This is a genomic window from Acinetobacter sp. F-1 (genome assembly GCF_022869025.1).
GTDB classification, from domain to species: Bacteria; Pseudomonadota; Gammaproteobacteria; order Pseudomonadales; family Moraxellaceae; genus Acinetobacter; species Acinetobacter pseudolwoffii.
This window is the reverse complement of the sequence record NZ_JAJKFX010000009.1, coordinates 89,959-112,777: the sequence shown is the minus strand read 5'-3', so window position 1 is coordinate 112,777 and position 22,819 is coordinate 89,959. Positions and strand designations below refer to the sequence as shown.

Here is a 22,819-nt window from a genome sequence, read left to right as displayed (position 1 = left end):
GATAAAAAGCAAGTTAAAGCTACAAAATAACAGCAATTATTCAATGATTTGAGTCTGAATTGCCTGATAAAGCTCCATGACCTGAATGGGTTGCGACATCATTAAAATAATCGTGTGAATTTTTTGCCAGTTTAGCTGTTGATCACGTTGCAGCAAGATAGATGGATAGGCCAGTTCATCCTCTGCGAGAGACAGGCGTTTTTCACCATGAATCACGCGTATTCGCTGATGTTCTTGCAATAAGAGTATCGGTGTAGAGAAATCCGCAAGGGCTTCCTCAAATGAGATAAATTTTTGTTTCTGAATCGAATCTGCCGGAATATAAGGATAATAATCGGGTTGTGTCCAGACTATTTCTGCTTGTTGCAAATAGGCTTTTGACAACAGATGCAATTGCGTGAAACCTGTACTTAATTGAGGCCACGACAGCGATTTAATCGCAGCAGCCTGATACTGATGCTGACTCAACCAATGCTCAATACAATAGTGCGCCTGTAATTGACTTGATGCACCCAAAAGCATCAGATATTTAATAAACTGGCCTTGCAGATTCAGCTGCTCCACCAAATAAACTTGGCGTGCCTGCCAGTGATCTTCTGCGGCATAATACAGCACAATATCCAGATAGGCTGGATGCCCGACATCAGGTTCCAATTCTAAAGCACAAAGCCGCTGGAGATTGGTATCTTCCGGAGTCAAAGGCTGAACCTGCGCAATCACGTCTCCCAGTTGAATTTCGGTGGGAAAATCGATCACTTCTGGGACAATAATTTTTTCCTGCACAATCGCAGTTTCAGTGGGTAATGGATGATCTAGATACTCAGACGTGGCCTGTATCTGAATGTGTGGTTCATCTGAATGATTTAAGCTTAATGAGTTGATTTTTGCTTTTTGTCGGCCACGATGATATCGAGTCGTTGCCGCCGCTTTTAAGCTAGCTTCTGCTTCATTCAGGGATAAGGCCGGTACAGTCAATGGAGGAGCCGCTTGCAGACCGGTTGTCAATTGTTGCTGTGACAGCCAGATAGAACATTGTTGTAACTCATTCCATTCACTGTTTAGTGCAGGATGCTTCGGTGCCGGAATTAGCCAGACCTGCCAGCCACGCTCAGGATGATGTAGAATTGCCCAGCCTATATCTGGCTGGGTATACAGTGCCTTTTCCAGAGCTGGAATTTCAGTGAAATAACCACAAAAACTTAGATGATAGGGGGTACTGGCGGAAAATTGATAGGCAGCAAGTTCAGGCTGGGTCTGGGCTTTAAACGCTAAAATCTGATTTTTAAAAATAGGTTCATCACAAAGATTAAAGATATCACGAATTCTTTTTTTGAAACGGGCCACGTCGTACAGAGGTAGAGCCTGATGCTCCAGTTGCTGGATCAATTCATGTAATTCCTTGACTAAGTGTGCTTTTTTTAAAGCGTTCATTTTATATCTCTAGATATGTTTTAGCGCTTTATCCAAAGTTTGGGCCAGCACCATATTCAGCGCCAACTCGATTAATTTGTATTCAGCAGAATGAGGATCTGTATGGCGTTCTGCCATTTCAATCAGAAAATCAATAGAAATGGACTGAGGTGAAATTTTGCCCTGCACCAATGCCTGAAGTCTGTTCATAACAATGCTTTTGTATTATCAGTATTTTTATATTGCTACAATTATATGCGTAGATCACATGAAATAGTGATTTATTTTAACTGTTTTATATTTATAAACTAGTAAATTTAATGACAAAAAAGCGATCAATATCAATGGAAAATAACAAAATATGAAATGATCGATAATTTTTAAAATACAGATTTTCTTCAGAGAGCAGCTAAATTAAATCGATATAAAAAAACAGGCTGAATCAATCAGCCTGTTTGCATAAAAACTTTTTGGGTATTAAGCAGTTTTTTCAGTTGCCGGCGTTGCAGTTTCTGTATTTACAGTTTCAGCAGGTGCTTTGCTTGCCGGAAAGTCTGACAGATAAACCACTTGTGCCATTTGCGCTGATGCTTGAACAGAAAAAGCTATAACAGTTGCTGCGAAAGCAAATTTAAGAGCATTCATGGGACGACCTTTAATATCAGGGTGTTCAACAACTTGAACAGAGGGGAGAGTATTTAAACTTGATTCGGGTGAAATCATAGCAAATAAGGCTGAATAGAAAATGATAGATTCGGCAAAAGCAGCACCTAAAAAATTAGAAAAATTATTCTACAAAACAATATATTAGTGTATTTGCTCTAGTCTGGGGTTCAGCTGTTTATGGGGCTTTTATGGTTGTTAGTCACAATGGAAATTTGAATACCATGAACTGCCAAAATAAGGTCAACAGATTTTCATCTGCTCAGATGAAAGCTTTGTTCAATCCATGTAAGTTTTTGCTGTCGCTTGTTTACGCGCTGCTGCAATCCTGTGGGAATGAACTAAGATGGATTTTCATTCATGTTTACAATGAGAGTTTCATTATGGCAATTGCAAAAGTGGTGGAAGTTAATTCAAGCAGTACGAAAAGCTTTGAAGATGCGATTCAAACCGGTATTCAAAAAGTCACAGAAACCATCAAAAATGTACAAGGTGCCTGGATCAATGAACAGAAGGTGGTCATCAAAGAAAATAAAATCACGGAATATCGTGTAAATTTAAAAATTAGTTTTCTGGTCGACTAAGTCAATGAGTGTAAATGACATGCAAAAAACATCCCCATCTGAAATGGGGATGTTTTTATAAATTTTCTGAGTTCGATTGCCTAGGCGTATTGCAACTCTCTGTTGAGTATTATTCAGCCGGATTTTCTGCTGCAGTCTCCAGCGCTTTCTCAAAAACCTGCAAGAACACGTCTTTAGGCTGCGCGCCTGCCAAGGCCACACGTTGATCAAAAACAAAGAAAGGTACACCAGTCACTTTGAGCTGATCCTGTGCCACTTCCTGATCAAATTTGACAAAATCAGAAAATTCATCAGAGTCCAGTAAGTCATCGACCTCGACCGGATTCAGGCCAATACGTGCTGCGACATCTTCCAGTGTTTCACGCTCTCCAATGGCCAAGCCTTGCGTCATATAGCTATAGAAGAAAGCTTCCTGTGCATCAGTACCCAAACCTTTGCTTTGCGCCAGATGAATAATACGATGCGCATTGAAAGTATTGCCTGAGTTGGCACCTTCCCAGTTAAATTCAATGCCTTCAGCTTTGGCCATCTCGGCAATATTACGCTGCATTTCTTCGACTTCAGCTACGCTACGACCATATTTTTGTGCCAGACGCTCAGAATTGGACACTTCCTGGCGCACTGGTGCTTCAGGGTCGAGCTGGTAACTGTGCCAATGCACTTCAAGTTCAATGCCTGCTTCTTGTGCAGCTGCTTCTAAACGTTTTTTACCAATATAGCAGAAGGGGCAAACCACATCTGACCAGATATCTACGCGCATGTCATGTCTCTAATTTACTCTTGTGTTTAAGTATGAGGGTGAAGAATCAGAATTTAAAGTCCTTGAGCATCAGAAGGGGATTTCTACAGCATATTGGCAGCATGAAGATTGGACGAGAATATGAATGATAGCCTGATGATTTTGTCCAGAGAGTCTGCTTATGGCTATTCAAGAAAGATAAAAATCCCATAAAAAAACGCCCCGTAGGGCGTTTTTCGAATGCAGTCAATTATGCAGTTTTTACTGCAGCTTCAACAGCCAGCATGTGACCATTTTCTTCGAAGTTTGAATGCCAAGACAGCGCTTCACGAAGCAGATGAGGCGTATGGCCGCCTTTTACAGAAGCACGGTCAAAGTAATCATTCAGGGCATCACGATACATTGGGTGTGCACAGTGATCAATCACTGCACGGGCACGCTCACGTGGCGCTAAACCACGAAGATCTGCCAAACCTTGTTCAGTTACCAGAATATCTACATCGTGTTCCGCATGGTCGATATGTGAAGCAAAAGGCACTACAGAAGAGATGTCGCCACCTTTCGCAATAGATTTGGTCACGAAGATCGCCAGGTGCGCATTACGTGCGAAGTCACCTGAACCACCAATACCGTTCATCATTTTGGTACCGCAGACGTGAGTCGAGTTCACGTTACCGTAAATATCAAACTCAAGTGCCGTGTTGATACCGATAATACCTAAACGACGTACCAGTTCAGGATGGTTCGAAATTTCCTGTGGACGTAATACCAGTTTGTCTTTGTATTGTTCCAGGTTGTTAAATACTTTCTCGCCATATTTAGCAGACAGGGTAATCGAAGAACCTGAAGCAAACTTCATTTTGCCTGCATCAATCAATTCAAAGGTACAGTCTTGTAGTACTTCTGAGTACATGATCAAGTCTTCGAAGTTCGAATCTTTCAGACCGGTCAATACTGCGTTGGCAATTGAGCCAATCCCCGCCTGTAATGGACCTAAGTTTTTCGGTAGACGCTCTTCAGCCACTTCTTTTTCAAAGAAAGCGATCAAATGATTGGCGATGCTTTGCGTCTCATCATCTGGTGCAGTCACTGTAGATGGTGAGTCGTGCAAGTCATTGTTGAATACGATACCGACAATTTTAGATGGATCAATATTGATCGCATGTGTCCCGATACGCTCATCCACTTGAGTCAAAGGAATCGCTTGACGCGTTGGACGGTATGACGGGATATAGATATCGTGTAAGCCTTCAAATGCCGGGCTTAAGTTGGTATTGATTTCTACAATTACTTTTTCAGCAAAGATTGCAAAGCTTGCAGAGTTACCTACAGATGTGGTTGGAATGATGCCGCCATCTTCAGTGATTGCAACCGCTTCAATGATCGCAACATCTGGTTTTTTCAGCTGTTGGTTACGCATTTGTTCAACAGTTTCAGACAAATGCTGGTCGATGAACATCACTTCGCCGTTGTTGATCGCCTTACGTAAAGTATTGTCGACCTGGAACGGTAAACGACGTGCCAGTACGCCAGCTTCAGTCAGTTGTTTGTCTAGATCGTTTCCTAGTGATGCACCAGTAATTAACGTGATCTTTAATGGATTTGCTTTTGCTTGTTGAACTAAAGCTAAAGGAACCGCCTTCGCTTCACCCGCGCGAGTAAAGCCACTCATACCCACAGTCATGCCATCTTTGATGAATTCAGCCGCTTGTTCTGGACTGATGACTTTGTTGTGTAGGGAGGCTAAACGGATACGATCTAAAGACATTTTAACTCTCATTAATTCTTAAACTATGAGACGGATTGTACCGCTCAAAAAATGTATTGTGCATAGGTGTTAGGCTAAGGTCTAATTTTTTAGCTAAATGTAGGTATAATAAAAAATGATGATTTTTAAGTGATTGAATTAATGAAATATAAAATGAATTGTATAGAAAAACTACAAAATCATTTGCTCACTGACTGATCGTTTCTTAAAAGCGATCAGTCAGTGTTTGGCGGATTTTATCAAGTGTGGTGGCTGGGGGAGGCATCTCTGGGTTAAGCTGATTCAAGGGGAGTGAGATGATGGCTTCAAGTCCGCCTTCAGGGCGATTATGAATGCGTAATTGACCTTGGTGAATATCGACAATCCGTTTCACAATGGCCAGTCCCAAGCCACTGCCTTGGACGGTTCGTGCTGAATTTCCCCGTACAAAAGGCTGCATCAGCGCTTCAATCTGGTCTTCCGGAATGCCTTCGCCATGATCTGCAACACAAATTAACAGCTGGTTTTCCTCGACATGTGCAGAGATTTCAATCGGTTCTGAACCATAGCGTTTCGAGTTATTGATCAGGTTGCCAATCAGTCTTTTTAGCGACATGCTGCGCGCCTGAATCAACGGTATTTCTTGCGGACTGAAACGGATGTCGAGCGGTTTAAACTGCTTGACCAGTTCCTGAAGCAATACATTGACATTGGTGTCCTGTGGTTCTTCATCGGAACCATCACGCATATAGGAAATGAACTGATCCAGAATCGCGTCCATATCTTCCACATCATAAATCAGACCTTCTTTGAGAAAGTCTTCATCGGGCATCATTTCGGCACTGAGACGAATCCGCGTTAAAGGCGTGCGCAAGTCATGTGAAATGCCGGCCAGCATGATGCGGCGTTCCCGCTCGGTCTGGTCCAAGGTATAAATCATCTGGTTAAAGGCATGATTGACCTGACGGATTTCCAGTGGGCCATGATTGGTGTCCAGATAGGGTGCTGAACCGATGCGGCTATAACTGTTGGCGGCATTCTGCAAGCGGCGTAAAGGACGGTTCAGCTGACGCACCAGGGTCAGGATAATAATACCGACAATAATCGGCGTGCCCAGTAACCAGCCCAGAATCAGCTCATTACTGTAATTGGCATAGGTCTTTAAAGGCTCTTGCACCCAGTGACCATTCATTTCAGGGGTCTGAATCCAGATGCGCGGGCTTGGTTTAAACTGGAAATAGACTGTGGCTTCTTCAATACGTAGTTCTTTGGCCAGCTTGGTTTCGATCTGCCGGGTAAAAAATTCTGCAATCACTTTTTCCCGAACAGTGGGATACTCTGCCGGATTGGTCACATATTCAATACCAACGCGGTTTTTTAACCAGGTATCAATATCGACTTCCTGCTGTTTATGATACAGGCGTAGATCGGGATTATTGAGAATTTCCAGTTCCATGGCCAGATAGCGCGCATGTTGCTGGATTTCAGGTAAAAATAAGGTACGCCAGAAGAACCACAAAGACATGAACAGGCTGAAACAGACCACAAAGACCACCAGAACTGTGGTACGCATGGCGGCAGAACGTGGTTTGATCTTATCAAGAAAGCGTTCCCCACGGGTGCGTTTTTTTTCTGAGTAGGTAACAAAATCGGTAAATTTTTGTGGGTCGATGGGGTCGAGTTTCACACTGCGTCCTTTTGCTCAAAAGGGGAGGCTTCCCCCGTAGTTGGATACACGTTAAGGTCATCCGCAACTGTTTGAGGCAAGACTTAAGATGATCAATGATGTTTCTGCGAGAGAATTGCTTGAATGACGGAGGTTGTCGAGTTTTGCGGATGACAATGGTTTTGCTTACTTTTGTCGAAACAAAAGTAAGGCGAACCGCAGGTTAAACCCTATAAATGAGCTTAAACCATCAGACTCCGTCATGAATCAAGGTATTAATTTACTCCGCACCATCTGGAACAAACACATAACCCACACCCCAAACGGTCTGGATATAACGCGCACGCGCCGGATTTTCTTCAACCAGACGGCGTAAACGTGACACCTGAACATCAATCGAACGTTCCATGGCACCCCATTCACGACCACGTGCCAGATTCATCAGCTTGTCACGGGTGAGCGGTTCGCGTGGATGCTGAACCAGAGCTTTCAATACCGCAAACTCACCTGTGGTTAAAGTCACGACTTGACCTTCACGGGTCAATGTACGGGTTGATAAATCCAGTGACCAGGGGCCAAATGAGACCACTTCCATTTGCTGGCTCGGTGCGCCCGGTACTTCACGCACTTGACGACGCAATACCGCACGAATACGCGCCAGCAATTCATTCGGATTAAACGGTTTAGGCAGGTAATCGTCCGCACCGGCTTCAAGCCCTGCAATACGGTCAGAATCGCTGCCGCGCGCGGTCAGCATAATAATGGGCGTATCGATATTGGATTGGCGTAAACGACGACAGATACTTAAACCATCTTCAACCGGAAGCATAAAGTCGAGCACGATCAGAGAAAACAGTTCCCGCTGTAAAAGTCGATCCATCTGCGTGGCATCGTGTGCAGTTTTCACCACAAAGCCTTTATCTTCGAGGAAACGTTGCAATAGGGTACGCAGACGAACATCATCATCAACAACCAAGATGCGTTCGACTCGGTCTGTTTCGGTATGTACGGCATCGGCTTTTTCAGCAGGTACAACTAAACTCATGAGATGCTCCTTTATTCTTTATTGTCGTCATAAACAAAAAATGAAATATGCTTTGAGTATACGATTCATTGATATTAATTGACTATGCTCTAAAGCACCAAATATTGCAGTTAAAATCAAGACATAGATACCAAATATATACATCTAAATGGACAAAAAATATGATTTGGAGCAACATAAAAAGCAAAGTTCATGCAAACTATATTCAGAAAAGCTGAAAACTGTCGCACTTCATAATATAAAGTTGAGACAAATTAATAAAAACAATGGTGGATTTTATAGGCCCGGTCTTTATAATCATGCCATTTAGTACTTATCCTTGTGGGATCAAACACGATGACTGACTTAGTTCAGCAGTTGGCAAAAGAACTTGCCGTACGTCCAAACCAAGTTGAAGCTGCCATCAAGCTTATTGATGAAGGTGCCAGTGTTCCTTTTATTGCACGTTACCGTAAAGAAGTAACGCAAGGCTTAGACGATACGCAACTACGTCAACTCGATACGCGTCTATCATACTTGCGTGATTTGTATGAGCGCCGTGACAAGGTGATTGAATCACTCAAAGAACAAGATAAATTGTCTGATGATTTGTTGGCGCGTGTGAATGCAGCTGAAACCAAAAATGCATTAGAAGAAATTTACGCACCGTACCGTCCAAAACGTACCAGTAAATCATTTAAGGCCAAGGAAGCCGGTTTAGGCCCAATCGCCGAGAAAATTTTTGCTGAAGCGGTAGATCCAAGCGACGCATTGGCCGGTTTTAGCCATGACGATTATCCAGATACTGAAAGCCAGCTTGATGCGATCCAGCATATCCTGATTGATGACTGGGCACAAAATATCGCGCTGACCACTGAACTGAAAGCCACTTTTGCCAAAACTGCAGTGCTGAAAAGTTTGGTTGCTTCTGAAGAAAAGAAAGAAGTCGGTAAAAAATTCCGTGATTATTTCGATTTCTCTGAAAACCTGAACAAAGTGCCTTCACATCGTTTATTGGCGATGCTGCGTGGCCGTCAAGAAAACGTCCTGGGCCTGAAAGTGGATGGCGAAGATGCTGCACCATTGGCACGCATTGAGACTGAATACAATTTAGAAACGATTCAGCCGCAAGCACGTCAGGACTTCTTGAAGCAAACTGCAAAACTGTTCTGGCTTGGCAAAGTGCGTCCAAGCATTGAACATTCATTGCTGACTGAAAAACGTCTGGCTGCTGAAACAGAAGCCATGAACGTATTCGCTGAAAACTTGCGTCATTTACTGCTTTCTGCTCCTGCAGGCGCGCGCACCACTCTGGGCGTTGACCCGGGTATCCGTACCGGTGTGAAACTGGCTGTGGTGAATGCATCGGGTGATGTGCTGGCACACAGCACGATTTATCCATTTGCACCCAAAGATGATAAAGCAGGTTCATTGGCTGAACTGGCACGTTTATGCCGCGAGTTCAATGTTGACCTGATTGCAGTGGGTAATGGGACGGCAAGCCGTGAAACTGAAGCTTTAGTGGCTGAAATGATGGCGGCGAATAGCGATCTTAAACTGACCCGTGTATCTGTGTCTGAAGCAGGTGCCTCGGTATATTCAGCATCAGAACTGGCATCACAAGAACTGCCAGAGCTGGATGTGTCGATTCGTGGTGCAGTGTCAATTGCACGCCGTTTACAGGATCCATTGGCTGAACTGGTAAAAATCGATCCGAAATCGATTGGTGTGGGTCAGTATCAACATGATGTGAACCAGACTGGTCTGGCGAAAACCCTTGAAGCAGTGGTAGAGGACTGTGTGAACTCGGTGGGTGTCGATGTCAACACGGCATCTGCGGCGATTTTGGGTTATATCGCAGGTCTGAATAAATCGATTGCACAGCAAATTGTGGAATTCCGTAAGGAAAATGGCCGTTTTGATAATCGCCAGTCCTTGAAGAAAGTGCCACGTTTAGGCGAGCGTACTTTTGAGCAGGCAGCAGGCTTCTTGCGTATTCAAGATGGTTCTGAGCCACTCGATGCATCTGCAGTGCATCCAGAATCTTATGCACTTGTATCTAAAATTGTTGAAGCGAAAGCGACGACAGTGAAAGATATCATTGGCAATACTGAAATCATTCGTCAGGTCAATGCTGAAGAATTTGCAGATGAGAAGTTCGGTCTGCCAACTATCAAAGATGTTTTAAGCGAACTGGAAAAACCGGGTCGTGACCCGCGTCCAGAATTCCGTACGGCGAAGTTCCGTGATGACATTACTGAAGTTGCGCAATTGTCTGAAGGCATGCAGCTTGAAGGTGTGGTGACCAATGTCACTAACTTCGGTGCATTTGTCGATGTCGGTGTGCATCAAGACGGTTTGGTACATATTTCTGAACTTGCCAATGAATTTGTCGCGGATCCGCATAAAGTGGTGAAACCGGGTCAAATCGTGCAAGTGCGGGTCTTGAATGTGGATGCTGAACGTAATCGTGTGAACTTATCGATGCGTCCTGAAGGTTCTGAAGCGCCGGCAAAAGCACCACGTCAGCCACGTCGTGAAAACAATGAACAGCGCGGTGAGCGTAAGCCTCAAGGCAAACGTCCACAGCAAGCGCGTCCGCAAGGTGAGCGTCCTCAGGGCAAGAAACCTCAAGTGGCTAAACCACAAGAGCAAAAAATTGGTGGTTTAGGCGCATTGTTATTACAAGCAGGGATTAAAGGTTCAAAGTAATCTTTAATTGCTAAAAGAAAACCTCCCATCGGGAGGTTTTTTTATATCTGATTTTTATGAATTGATCATCGGTACAATCCAGCTGGTAATAATCAGCAAAATACCCAGATGCCCCATTTTTCGTGTCACATAGACCAGTTTCGATGGTGGTTGTTCCAATCGTTTGGCATATTCTTCCATGGTAATGCCTGCTTTGGTTTTACTGCTAAATAAAAACACGCCCAAGTCAATACAGATCAGAATCGTACCAATATCAGCAACCAGCTCCATCAGGATAAAATCTTGGTTATACAGCGAGATGCTCACGCTATAAGTCAGATAGACGGCAAAGGCCAGACACAGGTATTGCAGGACCACTAAAAACTTCTGCATAAATCTCAACAGTTCACAAAATGAAAGCAATTATACAAATAATCGGGCATTCTCGGTCAATTACAAGCTTTTCATGACCTCAGCAAAATTTTGCTTCTCGACCAGCTCCAGAAACTCATCACCTAAACGCTGACTTTCAGCAATACAGGCTTTCCATAATTTGATCCGTTCTGCCTGATCTAGGCCCTTCAGGGTAAAATCCTTACGATCCGGTAAGCGGCCTAAAGGCAAACTTTGCAGATATTCCTGCGATGGAGAAAGCAGCAAGGTGCGTGCCTGATTTTCCGGATTTGAGGTGCGTTTAAATAACTTGTCAAACCAGCCGGGAGTAATGCTGTCAGTAAAATGTGGATAGAGCACAATGCCTTTGCTCTGAAAGGGCAGGTCAATGTGATAGTCAATCAGACCACCATCGCGGTAATAACCCTGCGGTGCATCTGGAATATTGTTCACCGCTGCCATTACCCCGGGAATCGACGCCGAGGCCATCAGCCAGGACAATACACTCTGCTCGGTCAGGGCATGATAATGTGTAGTAAATCCATCTTCCGCGATTTGAAATTGTTCCCCCATATTCGGCTGGCTAATCACACGTTGCATAAAATGACGGCTGTGTTTACGTGCAACAGCAGTCGTTCCGACAATTCCGGCTACAGAGGCCAGCAAAGGCAGCACTTTGTCACTCTGGAAAATGTGCTGGGCTTTAATTGAAATGACTGCGAGATGATAATCCGGATGATTGACCAGATCATTTTCCTTGCCTTGTACCAGGTCGAGTAGCATGCCGCGGCAAACTTCGCTGACCTCCTGGCGGGTCATTTTTTTATGGAAATAAAGGTTGGTATACAGCTCAGCTAAACGCTCGGTTCCCTGTTGAGCCCCATGTGCAGCCATACTGGCAAAACGCCAGCTACCAATCGAGGAACCAACGAGAGTACGCCGTTGTGGGGCACGTGGGAAAAACTCGCCAAAAATCGCCTGATCCAGACCCTGAATCCCGATTCCTTTTGGGCCACCCGCAGCACCGGGGATAATATCGACCTGTTCAGGTTGTAATCCTTGTTGCAGAATCAGCTCACGTGCCAGATGGCCAGCACGAATCGTCAGCGCAGGCGCCCGTTTTTGTAAAATCTGTACCATGATTCAACCCATACCAGCCAAGTGTGTGCTTATTTTAATCGATGCGTCTTTAGACCCAATGGCAAGATATGTCCTAAGGTGACTTGAGAGTCATGGCATCGGGTTGATGTAAGTGTGCATGAGTTCTTTATTGCGTAAATTTAAAAAAGGTAGATTAAATGAAATAATCAAAAGCGTGGTTATAGGATAGCTTGGCCAGTAAAAAGCATGAATTAGAAAGAAACTACCTGCAATACCTATCCATATTTTTAAAGCTAGTATTAGCTGTGTTTGTCGTAGACAGAATAGAAATAACAACGGAAGCAGGTTAAAGCTGACAATGAGCCAGAAATAGTCACTATGAATCAGGCGGTAGAATGTGGTATTGGCAGCAGGGGACCATGCAAGCCAATGGGCTGTTTGGTTGATATAGAAAAAAATATCTATCCATGTTGGGAAGCTGTAAAGTAGTGCAGTGAGAAAGGTTTTTTGTCTATTCTGGCGATACAGTGCGCATAAAAAACTATATTTCATTTGGATATTCTTGTTTTATTTTTTCAATAATTTAAGCATAAAAAAGCCTGACGAATCAGGCTATTTAAAAAATTATTTCGAAATTCGCCAGACTGCCAGAACGCTCACCAGCACAATCAGAAGCACCGACACAAACCATGGTGAAATAATCGCAATCGACAGCAGAATGGCCATGATACTGCCAAACATCCAGCTACGTTTTTGCTGAAGTTCCATTTGCAGGCGCATGCTTTGCAGTTCATTGAGCTGTTTGGCATGCCAGGCTGACTGGTTTTTCAGACCGTTCAGGCTATCAATTATCAAGGTTGGTAGATCCTGTGCCCCTAATAGCAGATCCGGAATTTTTTGTCCCAGTTCTTTCAGGTTTTTCTGCGGATTCATTTGTGCCTTGATCCAGTCGGTCAGGATCGGTTTGGCCAGACTCCAGATATCCAGTTCCGGATACAGGTCGGTTCCCAAGCCTTCGACATGCACTAGTGTTTTGAGTAGCAGCATCAGTTGCGGTGGAATTTCCAGATGGAAACGACGGGCAATGTCCATCACTTCAATCAAAATACCGGCAAAATCCAGCTCATGCATTGGTTTAGAGACCATTGGCCCGACACTACGGCGCATTTCCCGTGCCAAGGCATCCTGATCGGTGCCTGGTGGAATCCAGCCGGCCTGATGTACCACCTGAATCAGCTGCATAAAGTCGCTGTTCATGACCGCCAGCAGCATGCGTGCTACCGTCATCTGGTCATGTTTGGACAGCTCGCCCATAATCGCGCAGTCCAGTGCGATAAAGCGCGGATTGCCCGGATTGATGGTTTCGACAAAGACATTGCCCGGATGCATGTCGGCATGGAAGAAGTTATCGCGGAACACCTGGGTAAAGAAGATGGTCAGGCCTTTACGCGCCAGATCGGCACGATCCATGCCGAGTCGGTCAAAGGTCGCGATATCTGAAATCGGTACTCCGGTAATGCGCTCAGCCACCAGCACATCTTTGCTGTCCATATACACTTCCGGCACGTACATCATGCTCGAGCCGGTAAAGTGGTGGCGCATGCGGCGGGTATTGTCCGCTTCCAGGGTCAGGTCCAGCTCATTTAAAATGATCTGGCGGTAATCCTGAATGATTTCAGATAAATGTAAGGCACGCGCTGCTTCGAGACGTTTTTCCAGAAAGTCCCCCAGCCATTGCAGAATTTCAAAATCCTGCAAAATCTGCTGGCGAATATTCGGACGGGTCACCTTGACCACCACTTCACGGCCATCATGCAGGGCAGCGGTATGAACCTGTGCAATCGAGGCAGCAGCCAGAGGCTGGGTGTCAAAACGGGCAAACAGGGTATTCACATCGGCTTTCAGTGATTCCTGGATGCGCATCTTGGCCACGTCATTGTCAAAGGGCTTGACCTGATCTTGGAGCAAGACCAGTTGCTGTAAAAGTTCAGGTGCAATCAGGTCGCGACGTGTAGAGAGTAACTGACCCATTTTAATGGCCAGCGGACCCATTTCCTCTAAAGCCAGTTTTAGCTTGAGCGGGTTTTTACGTTCACGACTGGACCAGGCGGCCGGATGCATACGGATCAAAGACAGAATATGCCGGGCCTTTTCTGGTAATTCTTCCGCAGGAAACAACGTGTCGAGTCGATAGTGCGCGGCGATGCGCCAAAGTTCGAGTAAACGTGAAACATGCGGAATCATAAAGCAGCGTACCTAGTCTTGAGTAGAATTGTTTGAGGTATCGATCTGGGCCTGAAGCTGCTGGATTTTCGCTTCAACCCGATCTAAATTTTGATTCAGGATACGGGTGTCCTGATTCAGGTCATCCATTTGCCAGCGTGGGGCAAACAGACCACTGTCTTCTTTTAAGGCATCTTCGGCAAAGAATAGCTGACTTTGCAGGGTACGTTTCAGCTGTTTGGGTAATAGCTGAAATTTACCAATTTCATGTGCCAGTGCCGGGCCAATCCAGGGACTTAAGTGCGCCGCCAGATCCAGCTCTGCCTGTTGCATGATGCGCTGGATTTCCTGCAATAACTTGTAGTCACCTTGCAGTGGAATATTGCCGACTTCATCGGACAGCAGCAGCTTGAGTAATTCCACCACATTGCTGACCTGCAAGGTTGCAGTCGCTTCGGTGACTGTAGATGAGCCAGCATCAAATGGACGCTGTTCAAAGATTGAAGATGCTTCACTATGACCAGTCGCGGTCGGCTCCAGACGAAGCTTGTCTTTATCAAAAAACACATCGACCGAAAGCTGCGGCGAAGCAATCACCACCCGCAGCATTTTACCAGACAAAGCATTTAGCTGGATGCGGGTAATCGCATCCAGATCAATCACATGGTGAATCACGCGTTCAACAGCACCGAGTGCCAGAATTGACCACATAGGGAGTGAACCTTAAAGTTTAAAACCGCGGTGAACTGCAACAATCCCGCCAGTCAGGTTGTGATAGTCACAATTCTGGAAGCCGGCATTTTCCATCATGCCTTTTAAGGTGCGCTGGTCTGGATGCATACGAATCGATTCAGCCAGATATTTATAGCTTTCAGAATCATTGGCAATGATTTTACCCATGATTGGCAAGGCTGTGAATGAGTACAGATCGTAAAGCTTAGAGAATGGCTCAAACACCGGTTTAGAGAATTCCAGCACCAGTAAACGACCACCTGGCTTGAGTACACGATACATCGATGCAAGTGCGGCATCTTTATCGGTCACGTTACGCAGACCGAATGAAATCGTCAAAAGATCAAAACTGTTGTCTGCAAATGGTTCTAAGGTTTCAGCATTAGCCAAAACGAAATCGACATTGGTACAGCCGGCATCGATCAGACGGTCACGACCGACATTCAGCATCGATTCGTTAATATCAGACAGCACCACATGACCGGTCGGGCCCACTTCGCGGCTAAACACTTTGGCCAGGTCACCGGTACCGCCGGCGATATCCAGCACCTGCTGGCCACGGCGTACACCGGACATATTGATTGCAAAACGTTTCCACAGACGGTGAATCCCGAAAGACATCAGGTCATTCATGATGTCGTATTTGCTCGCCACCGAATGGAACACTTCAGCCACTTTCTGGGCTTTTTCTTCGCTGTTTACGGTTTGATAACCAAAATGTGTGGTTGAACCCACGTTGCCGGTATTGGCACCGCGTGGCAGGTTATATTTCGGCACCGAGCCTGTGACTGGCGTATCAGTCAGGCGTTGTTCGAGGGATTGTTGCTGACCTTGCGGCGTACCTTGTGGAAGAGGTTCAGTTAAGAATGGGCTCACTTTGTCTGTCTGTTGTGCCGACTCAGGGGTAGGGGTAGGCGTTGTATTTTCATTCGACATTGGAGTCACTCCTAACATATCAATCGGGTTAATCTTGCATTGTCTGCATCATGACAGATTCTAAAGGCTTATTCAGCAATCATGATGCAATTGTTATGAATAATATACAGAAAAATGTGCGCTTGGCAGAAATACTGCACTACTATTTATTGAAATGGCAACGCATCGCCAGAGTGCACTTTATCAATAATCTGGCGTTCGGTTGCGGTAAATTCACGGACAAATTTTTCTGCCGATTTCAGCGGCTTCATGGCCAGGAAACCATCCTGCATAAACGCATACATCACCTGAAAGTTATATTTATTGGCCGCGCCTTTACACATCTTGAAGGCCGCATAGACCACAAAGGAGCGCATGTATTTATCCAGACTCATACCGAGCTGATCCAGCAAGGCCAGTTGTTTTAACCGTGCCTGACCCTGATCCAGTTTGAGATAGGTCAGGCGCATCATCTCATCGGTCAGCGGTTCATGTGGATGATAATCCTGTAATAACTGAATCGCGACCTGTTCATCCAGTTGTACCGCCAGAATAGCCAGCTCTACCCCTGAGGTGCCGGTTTTAATGGCATTTTCCGGAATAACTTTTTCTGCTTTATGCGCATATTTCATCAGCCGGGCAATCTGTTCTGCCAGCGCATCAAATTCAGCACCGCCGTAGAGACGGTTCAGGAAATATTCGGACATCAACAGGTTTTGTTTTTCAGCAAAATGGGCGCGATGAGTGCGCTGCATGCGGACTTTCTGCCAGGCCTGCACATCCTGTAAACGGCTTAAAATGTCAGGCCGGGTGTGATAAGCCAGTTGATAATAATGCGCTAACAGATCATCGAGTACGGCAAGTTTGGACATGAGATTTCAATTATAGTTTGAGAATGCAAGAATCTTAGAGGCTGCCGGACAATCCTGCTATGACAAATTGAACACAGATCGGACATTTGTCTGTCAATGTGTTGTTTAAATAGCCAATTTAATCGTGTGAAAAACGTTGCCAGAGCTATTTTTGCGCCAAAACTCATCGTTATACTGCAAACAGAATAAAACATCAGGGTTGAAGATACGCATGGAACAACCACAATTTCAGTTAATGGATGAAGATCAGTTATCGGTCGAGCTGATTGATGCTCAATATGATTTAAAAAAAACACGCGGCCAGAAAAATGCCAAAAGCCTGTTGATTCTGGTCAACGGGATTGAGCTGGCCGGTAAGGGTGAAGCGGTCAAGCAGCTGCGTGAATGGGTCGATCCGCGCTATTTGCGCGTGAAAGCGGATGCACCACAAGTGGCCGGGCCTAAACAGACTTTGTGGCAGCCTTATGCGCGGTTTATTCCGGCCGAAGGACAGATCATGGTCTTGTTTGGCAACTGGTACAGCGACCTACTGAGCAGCGCTATGCAAGTTTCAGATCCGATCACTAATGCACAGTTCAATCATTATCTGCAAGAGATGCAAGCCTTTGAACAGGACCTGAAAAATAATCATGTCGATGTGGTCAAGGTCTGGTTTGACCTGTCCTGGAAAGCCCTGCAAAAACGGCTGGATGCCATGGATCCGAGTGAAGCGCACTGGCATCAGCTGCATGGTCTGGACTGGCGCAACAGAAAACAGTACGACACCTTGCAGCGCTTGCGTCAGCATTTTACCGAAGACTGGTTCATTATTGAGGGTGAGGATGAGCAGCAGCGTGACCAGCAATTTGCCCAGCATATTCTGGGTGCTCTCAAGCATTGCCCCAATCATCCGGCCAGAGCCAGTGGACGATGGAAACAGGCCAAGATTCCCGAACTGTTAAAACATCCTGCCGAAACTCGAGCCAAGGCAGAGGATTACAAGCCGGAGCTGAAAAAATTAACGGCTAAGGTAGCCAAGGCGATGCGGTCCGATCCGCGGAATGTGGTGATTCTGTTTGAGGGCATGGATGCGGCTGGAAAGGGCGGCGCGATCAAGCGCATTGTGAAAAAACTGGATCCGCGTGAATATGAAATTCATACCATTGCCGCACCAGAAAAATATGAGCTGAGCCGTCCCTATTTATGGCGCTTCTGGACCAAACTGCAAAGCGATGATGATATCTGTATTTTTGACCGTTCCTGGTATGGGCGGGTGCTGGTAGAGCGGATAGAAGGTTTTGCCAGTGCCGCAGAATGGCAACGTGCGTATGCGGAAATTAACCGTTTTGAGCAAAGTCTGGTCAAGCATCAAACCGTGGTGATCAAGCTGTGGCTGGCCATTTCCAAAGATGAACAGGCTGCACGTTTCAAGGCACGCGAAGATACACCGCATAAGCGTTTTAAAATTACTGAGGATGACTGGCGTAACCGGGAACGTTGGGATGATTATCTGAAAGCAGCAGCCGACATGTTTGAACGTAGCTCGACCGATTATGCACCTTGGCATATCATTGCGACCGATGATAAAAATACCGCACGGGTCGAGGTGTTAAAGGCCATTTTAAAACAGCTTCAGGCAGAATAATCTGCCTGAAGTAGCACGGGCTCAGCTGTTTAAAATATTGAGCTCAAATGTGCTTAACCTTGAGCGATCTGTTTTTGCTGGATATTTTTAGCCGCACGGTAGCATTCCTCGACATGAGCTTCGGCAATTTTTTTCATGACAAAATAGCCCAGACTGGCGGCAATCAATTGACCACCCAGGGGAATGAATTTTGTCACTTGCTTTGTGATCACTTTCGCTGCAACATTGTTCAAAGATTTTTTGACAGCAGTTCGCGCGACCACCAGACCAGAAAATTCTACGCCGCGTTTACGCAGCTCATTCCAGTGCACCTGACGGGTTTTCGGATCGTAGACACTGATCTGATCAGGCGCCAGTCCGAAGCGGGCATTGATCTCGGGAATCAATTGCGACAAGATGCCGATGTCAATGACGACATCCATAAACGGCACTGGAATAATGGCGGCACCCGCAGAATAGTAGGCACGTTTTTTGGTGAGTTCTAGGCACTCGGCACGAATTTGTTCCAAATCTAAGCTTGGATCGATACGTTCAGGAATTTTATCTAATTTCATGGGCACTACCTAAGCTCTATGTTGTTTTTTTCTATGCAAGCATCATTAAGATGCTTTTTTCAAAGAAATTTTTCGACTGAAGTGTGGTTTTAAAGTGTCATACAGCGCTCGAGATGTATAGTAACTAATCTTTATCATTTTGTAGTAAAACTAGTTCAGCAGTTCAGGGGAAACGATGGCAATCCATGTTATTCAGAGTCAACGCATTGATGTGCTTTTGGATAGTATGCTGCGTATTGTCAATCAAACTGCCCGGCATCCGTTTGAAGTGTTACAGCCCCGGCATTTTATTGTGCCGTCTCCGGCCGTAGAAAGCTGGTTGACTCAAAAAATTGCCGAGAAGAAAGGCATCAGTGCCAATAGCCAGTTCCATCACCGAATTCGTGCGTTTCAGTGGACGTCTTATCAGTGGGTGCTGAATGCGCCTAAAGAAGTCGAACAGGTTCGAGAAGCCAATATTCCGCGTATTATCATCAAATGGCGCGTGTTTCAGGCACTGCGCAAATGTATTCTGCCAGAACAGATTCCCTTAGACGTCGATCATCCGCTGTATTCAATTGTAAAGCGGATTTACGACAGTGCCGACCGGCTGGAACAGGGCACAGAAAAACAGCTGAAAAAACAGAGCATGCTGTACTGGGTGGCCGAACAGGTATCGCGCTTGTTCAGCCATTATATGGATTATCGCGGCTATTGTGCACGTAACTGTCCACCGCAAAGCTGCAGCTGCCCGACCAACTGGCTAGAGGCCTGGGGACAGAATAGTGCGCTGGATATCGAGCAGATGATTTATAGTCCCAAAGATGAAAATGGTCACGAAATGCAGGTGGCCGATTTCGTCAAAATTCAGGCGCGTGAGCTGGAAGCCTGGCAACGCTGGTTGTGGCAGCATGTATTTCAGGAGGATTATGCCAAAATTCTGGAGATTGAACGCCTGTATTGGGAACGGCTGGAGAATCCGGAAACCCGAAGCGAAGCCCTGAAACGCTTGCCGGCACAGATAGTGGTGTTTAGCCTACTGGAACTTCCGCCCAGCCAGCTGGACTTTTTACGCCGTCTGGGTCAGTACATAGACATTTATATCTTTCATTTTAACCCCTCGCAGGAATACTGGGCCGACAGTGTCGATCCGGACTGGAAAGCCAGATTTGATCTGCAACGGGAAGAGCGCTTTATTCAGCGCTTTGAAAAAACTCGCCAACGTAAACCGAATGATGCTGAACTGAAAGAATTTCGAATCAAGCAGCTTAACTTTAATGCCGAAGATCGTGAATCGCGGCATCCGCTGTTGACCCGATTTGGCAAGCAGGCGCGGGATCATTTCTCTTTACTCTCCAAACTGTCTTCTGGAGAAGAAGGTCTCTGGGCCGATGTTTTTGTCGATGACTATCAGGACAAGCTGCTGGCAAAAATCCAGTCAGATATTTTATATTTACTCGAACCTGAACAGCATCAATATGCTTTAAATCCGGCCGATGATTCGGTGCAGATTCATGTCTGTCATTCCTCGTTGCGTCAGCTGGAAGTACTCAAAGAACAGCTGATTCACTGGCTGGCACAAGGCACGGAACAGCAGCCACGGCAACCGAGCGACATTCTGGTGCTGAGTCCGAATCTGAAAGAACTGGAACCGGCGATTCGCAGTGTCTTTGCCCTGCCACCACGTGAACGTGAGATCGGCAGCCAACGGTTGCAAAAAGATAACCTGTATTTACCGATCCAGATTGCCGGGGTGTCGCGTCTGGATGTTAGCAATGCCTGGCGCGCGGTACTGGGCCGGATCCAGTGGGTACGTCGCCGTTTCAGTATTGAGGACTTTGCCGACTGGCTCAGCCTGAATGCCACCCAGCAACGTTATGCTCTGGACTATAGTCAGGTAGAACGGATGTTGCAGTTGCTGACGGAGGCTGGCTTCAAGCGCGGTCTGGACCAGCAGCATTTACAGCAAAGCCTGAGCGCAGGCGATGATGATTACCGTTTTAGTTTTAAATTCGCGCTAGACCGTCTGGCTTTGGGCCTGGCCATTCCTGAACATACAATGTTTGAGGATACCTTGAGTTATGCCAAGGTTCTGACCAGTGATTTCCCGTTGATTTCAACCCTGATCCAGATTTATCAGGATCTGGTGCAGCGCCGTGACTGGCTGACTTTGCATGAGACCGGACAGCGCACACCGGTGAAAACCTGGCTGGAATATTTGCGGGCTGACCTGAATGAATTTCGTGATGCCGGGGTGGAATCGCTCAAAACTGTTGCCGAGATTATCGACAAGCAGATGCGGATGCTGACCCTGGCTGATTATCATGAGCAGGATGATTCACATGCCAGTCAGGAGCTGGTGGCACTGAGTTTGCCTTTGCCTTATGTGCTGGAAGAAATTCAGAATACGCTAGAAATGCAGCTGGATCAGGCCGAACCAACCGGACAGATCACTTTTAGCCAGATTGGCCAGATCCGGCCACTCCCTTATCAGCTGGTGGTGATGCTGAATCTGGATAGCGGTAAGTTTCCGAGCCGGAATCAGCAGGTGCCGTTTGATCTGATGCGCAGCCTGAAGCCGCAACTCGGCGATCGTTCGCGTCTGGATGATGAGCAGGGTGCTTTTCTGGATGCCTTACTATTGGCGCAGGATAATTTATGGCTGTTTTATAATGGCTTTGATCTGGACGATGGCGAGGCCCGAGATCCATCCACTGCCTTGCAGGAACTGATTCAGCATATCGCATTCATCTGTCAGTCGGAACAGCCGGATGCCGAAGTCGATCCTGTGGTGGAAATCAATGGTCTGTCAGTCGCCCAGCATATCCAGCAGCTTTATCATGTACATCCCTTGCAGCCTTTTGATCCAGCCGGATTTGCAGATGCGCAAACACCGCGTTATCGGGATCAGTGGTTTGCGGTGGCAGAATATATCCGAAGTGCCGAAGGCAAGCGCAGCAGCTGGATCAATGCGCATTATCCGGCAGTTGAACAAAAAGAACTGCGGGTGCTGAAAGGCGATGAGTGGATTCGGGACATGATTTTCCCGGCACGTTTATTTCTGAAAAGTGTCGGAATTTCCACAATTCGCTATGCAGATTTGCCGAGTTCCCGTGAGCCCTTGTTATTAAACAAGCTGGAACAATATCAGGTGCGGGATTTTCTATTACAACAAGATCAGCAGATTGAGCCGAGCTTGATGCTAGACCGTTTGCCAGTAGGCAAAACCCAGCAAGCCACCTGGCTCAGCAGTCAGCAGGAACAGCAGTTGTTGCAAGAACGTTTGCTACAGCTCGGCAAAGAACTGACGCCGGTGACCCAGCAATCCCTGCAATTTAGTCCTGAACTGATCATTCATATTAACGTGCCTCAGGTTTCATACAGCAGTTACTGGTTAAGTCTGCAATCCTCTTCGGCCTCGGAAAAACGCCGTGCCCAGATCTGGCTGGAATATCTGTTATGGCTGGCTTATCTGAATGATGATGCACGCTCGCCGGAACTGGAACGTATTGTGATTTTCAGTAATAAAACCCTGAAGTTTTCCGGATTGAGTTCGAGTAAAGCGCGAGAATATTTACAGTTCTGGTTCAAAGCCTGGGAAATTGGTCAAAAGCAGCCACTGGTGTTGCCGGCAGAATTGTTGATGAAAAAAGAGTGGCAGTGGGCCGAAAATGAACAGGGCAAAATGACCATTGTGGAAATGCCGGAACTGCTAAAAGCCTGGAACAATAGCTATGAAAGTGCCAAGCCTTTGGCTTCGGATGAATCCAGCCTGTTGCATCAGGACTGGCAGTTTATTTTGCAGGATCAGGACCCGGATCTGGCCTTGCAGCGCTGCTGTCATGATTTCGCCCATGCTCTGTATGCGCCGATTCACCAACATCTGGAATGGGTGAAATAGC

Annotated in this window: 19 protein-coding genes; 4 read left to right on the top strand and 15 right to left on the bottom strand. The window is 46.1% G+C overall.

Annotated features, from left to right (window positions below):
• Nucleotides 1-36: 36 nt before the first annotated feature.
• The 3 genes from LOZ91_RS10030 to LOZ91_RS10020 form a co-directional block, all read right to left on the bottom strand.
• Nucleotides 37-1,431, bottom strand: coding sequence for a hypothetical protein (locus LOZ91_RS10030; RefSeq protein WP_005095298.1), 1,395 nt, complete (start codon nucleotides 1,429-1,431; stop codon nucleotides 37-39).
• 9 nt (nucleotides 1,432-1,440) lie between these two features.
• Nucleotides 1,441-1,620, bottom strand: a complete 180-nt coding sequence (locus LOZ91_RS10025) for a hypothetical protein (RefSeq protein WP_005095300.1) — start codon at nucleotides 1,618-1,620, stop codon at nucleotides 1,441-1,443.
• Between the two features lie 267 nt (nucleotides 1,621-1,887).
• Nucleotides 1,888-2,055 (bottom strand): hypothetical protein, encoded by a 168-nt coding sequence (locus LOZ91_RS10020; protein ID WP_244783121.1) that lies wholly within the window; start codon nucleotides 2,053-2,055, stop codon nucleotides 1,888-1,890.
• 401 nt (nucleotides 2,056-2,456) lie between these two features.
• Between LOZ91_RS10020 and LOZ91_RS10015 the strand changes: the two genes are divergently transcribed.
• Nucleotides 2,457-2,657, top strand: coding sequence for a dodecin family protein (locus LOZ91_RS10015; RefSeq protein WP_005095303.1), 201 nt, complete (start codon nucleotides 2,457-2,459; stop codon nucleotides 2,655-2,657).
• 109 nt (nucleotides 2,658-2,766) lie between these two features.
• Here LOZ91_RS10015 and LOZ91_RS10010 read toward each other — a convergent pair whose 3' ends face one another.
• From LOZ91_RS10010 to ompR, 4 genes are all read right to left on the bottom strand, one after another.
• Nucleotides 2,767-3,417, bottom strand: a complete 651-nt coding sequence (locus LOZ91_RS10010) for a DsbA family oxidoreductase (RefSeq protein ID WP_005095305.1) — start codon at nucleotides 3,415-3,417, stop codon at nucleotides 2,767-2,769.
• Nucleotides 3,418-3,646: 229 nt separating this feature from the next.
• Complete coding sequence (locus tag LOZ91_RS10005) at nucleotides 3,647-5,164, bottom strand: acetyl-CoA hydrolase/transferase family protein (protein ID WP_244783120.1); 1,518 nt, start codon at nucleotides 5,162-5,164, stop codon at nucleotides 3,647-3,649.
• Nucleotides 5,165-5,369: 205 nt separating this feature from the next.
• Entirely contained in the window at nucleotides 5,370-6,830 is a 1,461-nt protein-coding gene (locus LOZ91_RS10000; RefSeq protein WP_180190850.1) for an ATP-binding protein, read from the bottom strand.
• Between the two features lie 259 nt (nucleotides 6,831-7,089).
• On the bottom strand, nucleotides 7,090-7,854 hold the full coding sequence (ompR, locus tag LOZ91_RS09995; protein ID WP_004278590.1) for a two-component system response regulator OmpR: 765 nt from the start codon (nucleotides 7,852-7,854) through the stop codon (nucleotides 7,090-7,092).
• 336 nt (nucleotides 7,855-8,190) lie between these two features.
• Between ompR and LOZ91_RS09990 the strand changes: the two genes are divergently transcribed.
• Complete coding sequence (locus LOZ91_RS09990) at nucleotides 8,191-10,545, top strand: Tex family protein (RefSeq protein ID WP_005172989.1); 2,355 nt, start codon at nucleotides 8,191-8,193, stop codon at nucleotides 10,543-10,545.
• Between the two features lie 54 nt (nucleotides 10,546-10,599).
• Here LOZ91_RS09990 and LOZ91_RS09985 read toward each other — a convergent pair whose 3' ends face one another.
• The 7 genes from LOZ91_RS09985 to LOZ91_RS09955 form a co-directional block, all read right to left on the bottom strand.
• Nucleotides 10,600-10,917, bottom strand: coding sequence for a hypothetical protein (locus LOZ91_RS09985; RefSeq protein ID WP_005172988.1), 318 nt, complete (start codon nucleotides 10,915-10,917; stop codon nucleotides 10,600-10,602).
• A gap of 60 nt (nucleotides 10,918-10,977) precedes the next feature.
• Entirely contained in the window at nucleotides 10,978-12,057 is a 1,080-nt protein-coding gene (locus LOZ91_RS09980) for a patatin-like phospholipase family protein (RefSeq protein WP_244783119.1), read from the bottom strand.
• A 90-nt stretch (nucleotides 12,058-12,147) separates the two neighbouring features.
• Entirely contained in the window at nucleotides 12,148-12,570 is a 423-nt protein-coding gene (locus LOZ91_RS09975; protein ID WP_100357912.1) for a hypothetical protein, read from the bottom strand.
• A gap of 72 nt (nucleotides 12,571-12,642) precedes the next feature.
• Complete coding sequence (locus LOZ91_RS09970) at nucleotides 12,643-14,262, bottom strand: AarF/UbiB family protein (protein ID WP_244783118.1); 1,620 nt, start codon at nucleotides 14,260-14,262, stop codon at nucleotides 12,643-12,645.
• A 12-nt stretch (nucleotides 14,263-14,274) separates the two neighbouring features.
• Entirely contained in the window at nucleotides 14,275-14,952 is a 678-nt protein-coding gene (locus LOZ91_RS09965; RefSeq protein WP_005095321.1) for a hypothetical protein, read from the bottom strand.
• A gap of 12 nt (nucleotides 14,953-14,964) precedes the next feature.
• A complete protein-coding gene (gene ubiE, locus LOZ91_RS09960) occupies nucleotides 14,965-15,909 on the bottom strand; it encodes a bifunctional demethylmenaquinone methyltransferase/2-methoxy-6-polyprenyl-1,4-benzoquinol methylase UbiE (protein ID WP_005095322.1) in 945 nt (314 codons plus the stop codon).
• A gap of 146 nt (nucleotides 15,910-16,055) precedes the next feature.
• Nucleotides 16,056-16,760, bottom strand: a complete 705-nt coding sequence (locus LOZ91_RS09955) for a hypothetical protein (RefSeq protein ID WP_244783117.1) — start codon at nucleotides 16,758-16,760, stop codon at nucleotides 16,056-16,058.
• A 205-nt stretch (nucleotides 16,761-16,965) separates the two neighbouring features.
• On the opposite strand from LOZ91_RS09955, the gene LOZ91_RS09950 reads away from it, so the two are divergent.
• A complete protein-coding gene (locus LOZ91_RS09950; RefSeq protein ID WP_244783127.1) occupies nucleotides 16,966-18,384 on the top strand; it encodes a phosphate--AMP phosphotransferase in 1,419 nt (472 codons plus the stop codon).
• A 53-nt stretch (nucleotides 18,385-18,437) separates the two neighbouring features.
• Here the strand turns inward: LOZ91_RS09950 and LOZ91_RS09945 are convergent, their stop codons facing one another.
• Nucleotides 18,438-18,938, bottom strand: a complete 501-nt coding sequence (locus LOZ91_RS09945; RefSeq protein ID WP_180049790.1) for a hypothetical protein — start codon at nucleotides 18,936-18,938, stop codon at nucleotides 18,438-18,440.
• A gap of 175 nt (nucleotides 18,939-19,113) precedes the next feature.
• Here LOZ91_RS09945 and LOZ91_RS09940 point away from each other — a divergent pair, with 175 nt between their 5' ends.
• Nucleotides 19,114-22,818 (top strand): exodeoxyribonuclease V subunit gamma, encoded by a 3,705-nt coding sequence (locus tag LOZ91_RS09940; protein ID WP_244783116.1) that lies wholly within the window; start codon nucleotides 19,114-19,116, stop codon nucleotides 22,816-22,818.
• Nucleotide 22,819: the final 1 nt, after the last annotated feature.

What these genes read in the sequence shown, in the direction of transcription:
- LOZ91_RS10030 (WP_005095298.1), bottom strand. Translation starts at nt 1,431, where the DNA reads ATGAACGCTTTAAAAAAAGCACACTTAGTCAAGGAATTACATGAATTG.
- LOZ91_RS10025 (WP_005095300.1), bottom strand. Translation starts at nt 1,620, where the DNA reads ATGAACAGACTTCAGGCATTGGTGCAGGGCAAAATTTCACCTCAGTCC.
- LOZ91_RS10020 (WP_244783121.1), bottom strand. Translation starts at nt 2,055, where the DNA reads ATGAATGCTCTTAAATTTGCTTTCGCAGCAACTGTTATAGCTTTTTCT.
- LOZ91_RS10015 (WP_005095303.1), top strand. Translation starts at nt 2,457, where the DNA reads ATGGCAATTGCAAAAGTGGTGGAAGTTAATTCAAGCAGTACGAAAAGC.
- LOZ91_RS10010 (WP_005095305.1), bottom strand. Translation starts at nt 3,417, where the DNA reads ATGCGCGTAGATATCTGGTCAGATGTGGTTTGCCCCTTCTGCTATATT.
- LOZ91_RS10005 (WP_244783120.1), bottom strand. Translation starts at nt 5,164, where the DNA reads ATGTCTTTAGATCGTATCCGTTTAGCCTCCCTACACAACAAAGTCATC.
- ompR (WP_004278590.1), bottom strand. Translation starts at nt 7,854, where the DNA reads ATGAGTTTAGTTGTACCTGCTGAAAAAGCCGATGCCGTACATACCGAA.
- LOZ91_RS09990 (WP_005172989.1), top strand. Translation starts at nt 8,191, where the DNA reads ATGACTGACTTAGTTCAGCAGTTGGCAAAAGAACTTGCCGTACGTCCA.
- LOZ91_RS09985 (WP_005172988.1), bottom strand. Translation starts at nt 10,917, where the DNA reads ATGCAGAAGTTTTTAGTGGTCCTGCAATACCTGTGTCTGGCCTTTGCC.
- LOZ91_RS09980 (WP_244783119.1), bottom strand. Translation starts at nt 12,057, where the DNA reads ATGGTACAGATTTTACAAAAACGGGCGCCTGCGCTGACGATTCGTGCT.
- LOZ91_RS09975 (WP_100357912.1), bottom strand. Translation starts at nt 12,570, where the DNA reads ATGAAATATAGTTTTTTATGCGCACTGTATCGCCAGAATAGACAAAAA.
- LOZ91_RS09970 (WP_244783118.1), bottom strand. Translation starts at nt 14,262, where the DNA reads ATGATTCCGCATGTTTCACGTTTACTCGAACTTTGGCGCATCGCCGCG.
- LOZ91_RS09965 (WP_005095321.1), bottom strand. Translation starts at nt 14,952, where the DNA reads ATGTGGTCAATTCTGGCACTCGGTGCTGTTGAACGCGTGATTCACCAT.
- ubiE (WP_005095322.1), bottom strand. Translation starts at nt 15,909, where the DNA reads ATGTCGAATGAAAATACAACGCCTACCCCTACCCCTGAGTCGGCACAA.
- LOZ91_RS09955 (WP_244783117.1), bottom strand. Translation starts at nt 16,760, where the DNA reads ATGTCCAAACTTGCCGTACTCGATGATCTGTTAGCGCATTATTATCAA.
- LOZ91_RS09945 (WP_180049790.1), bottom strand. Translation starts at nt 18,938, where the DNA reads ATGAAATTAGATAAAATTCCTGAACGTATCGATCCAAGCTTAGATTTG.
- LOZ91_RS09940 (WP_244783116.1), top strand. Translation starts at nt 19,114, where the DNA reads ATGGCAATCCATGTTATTCAGAGTCAACGCATTGATGTGCTTTTGGAT.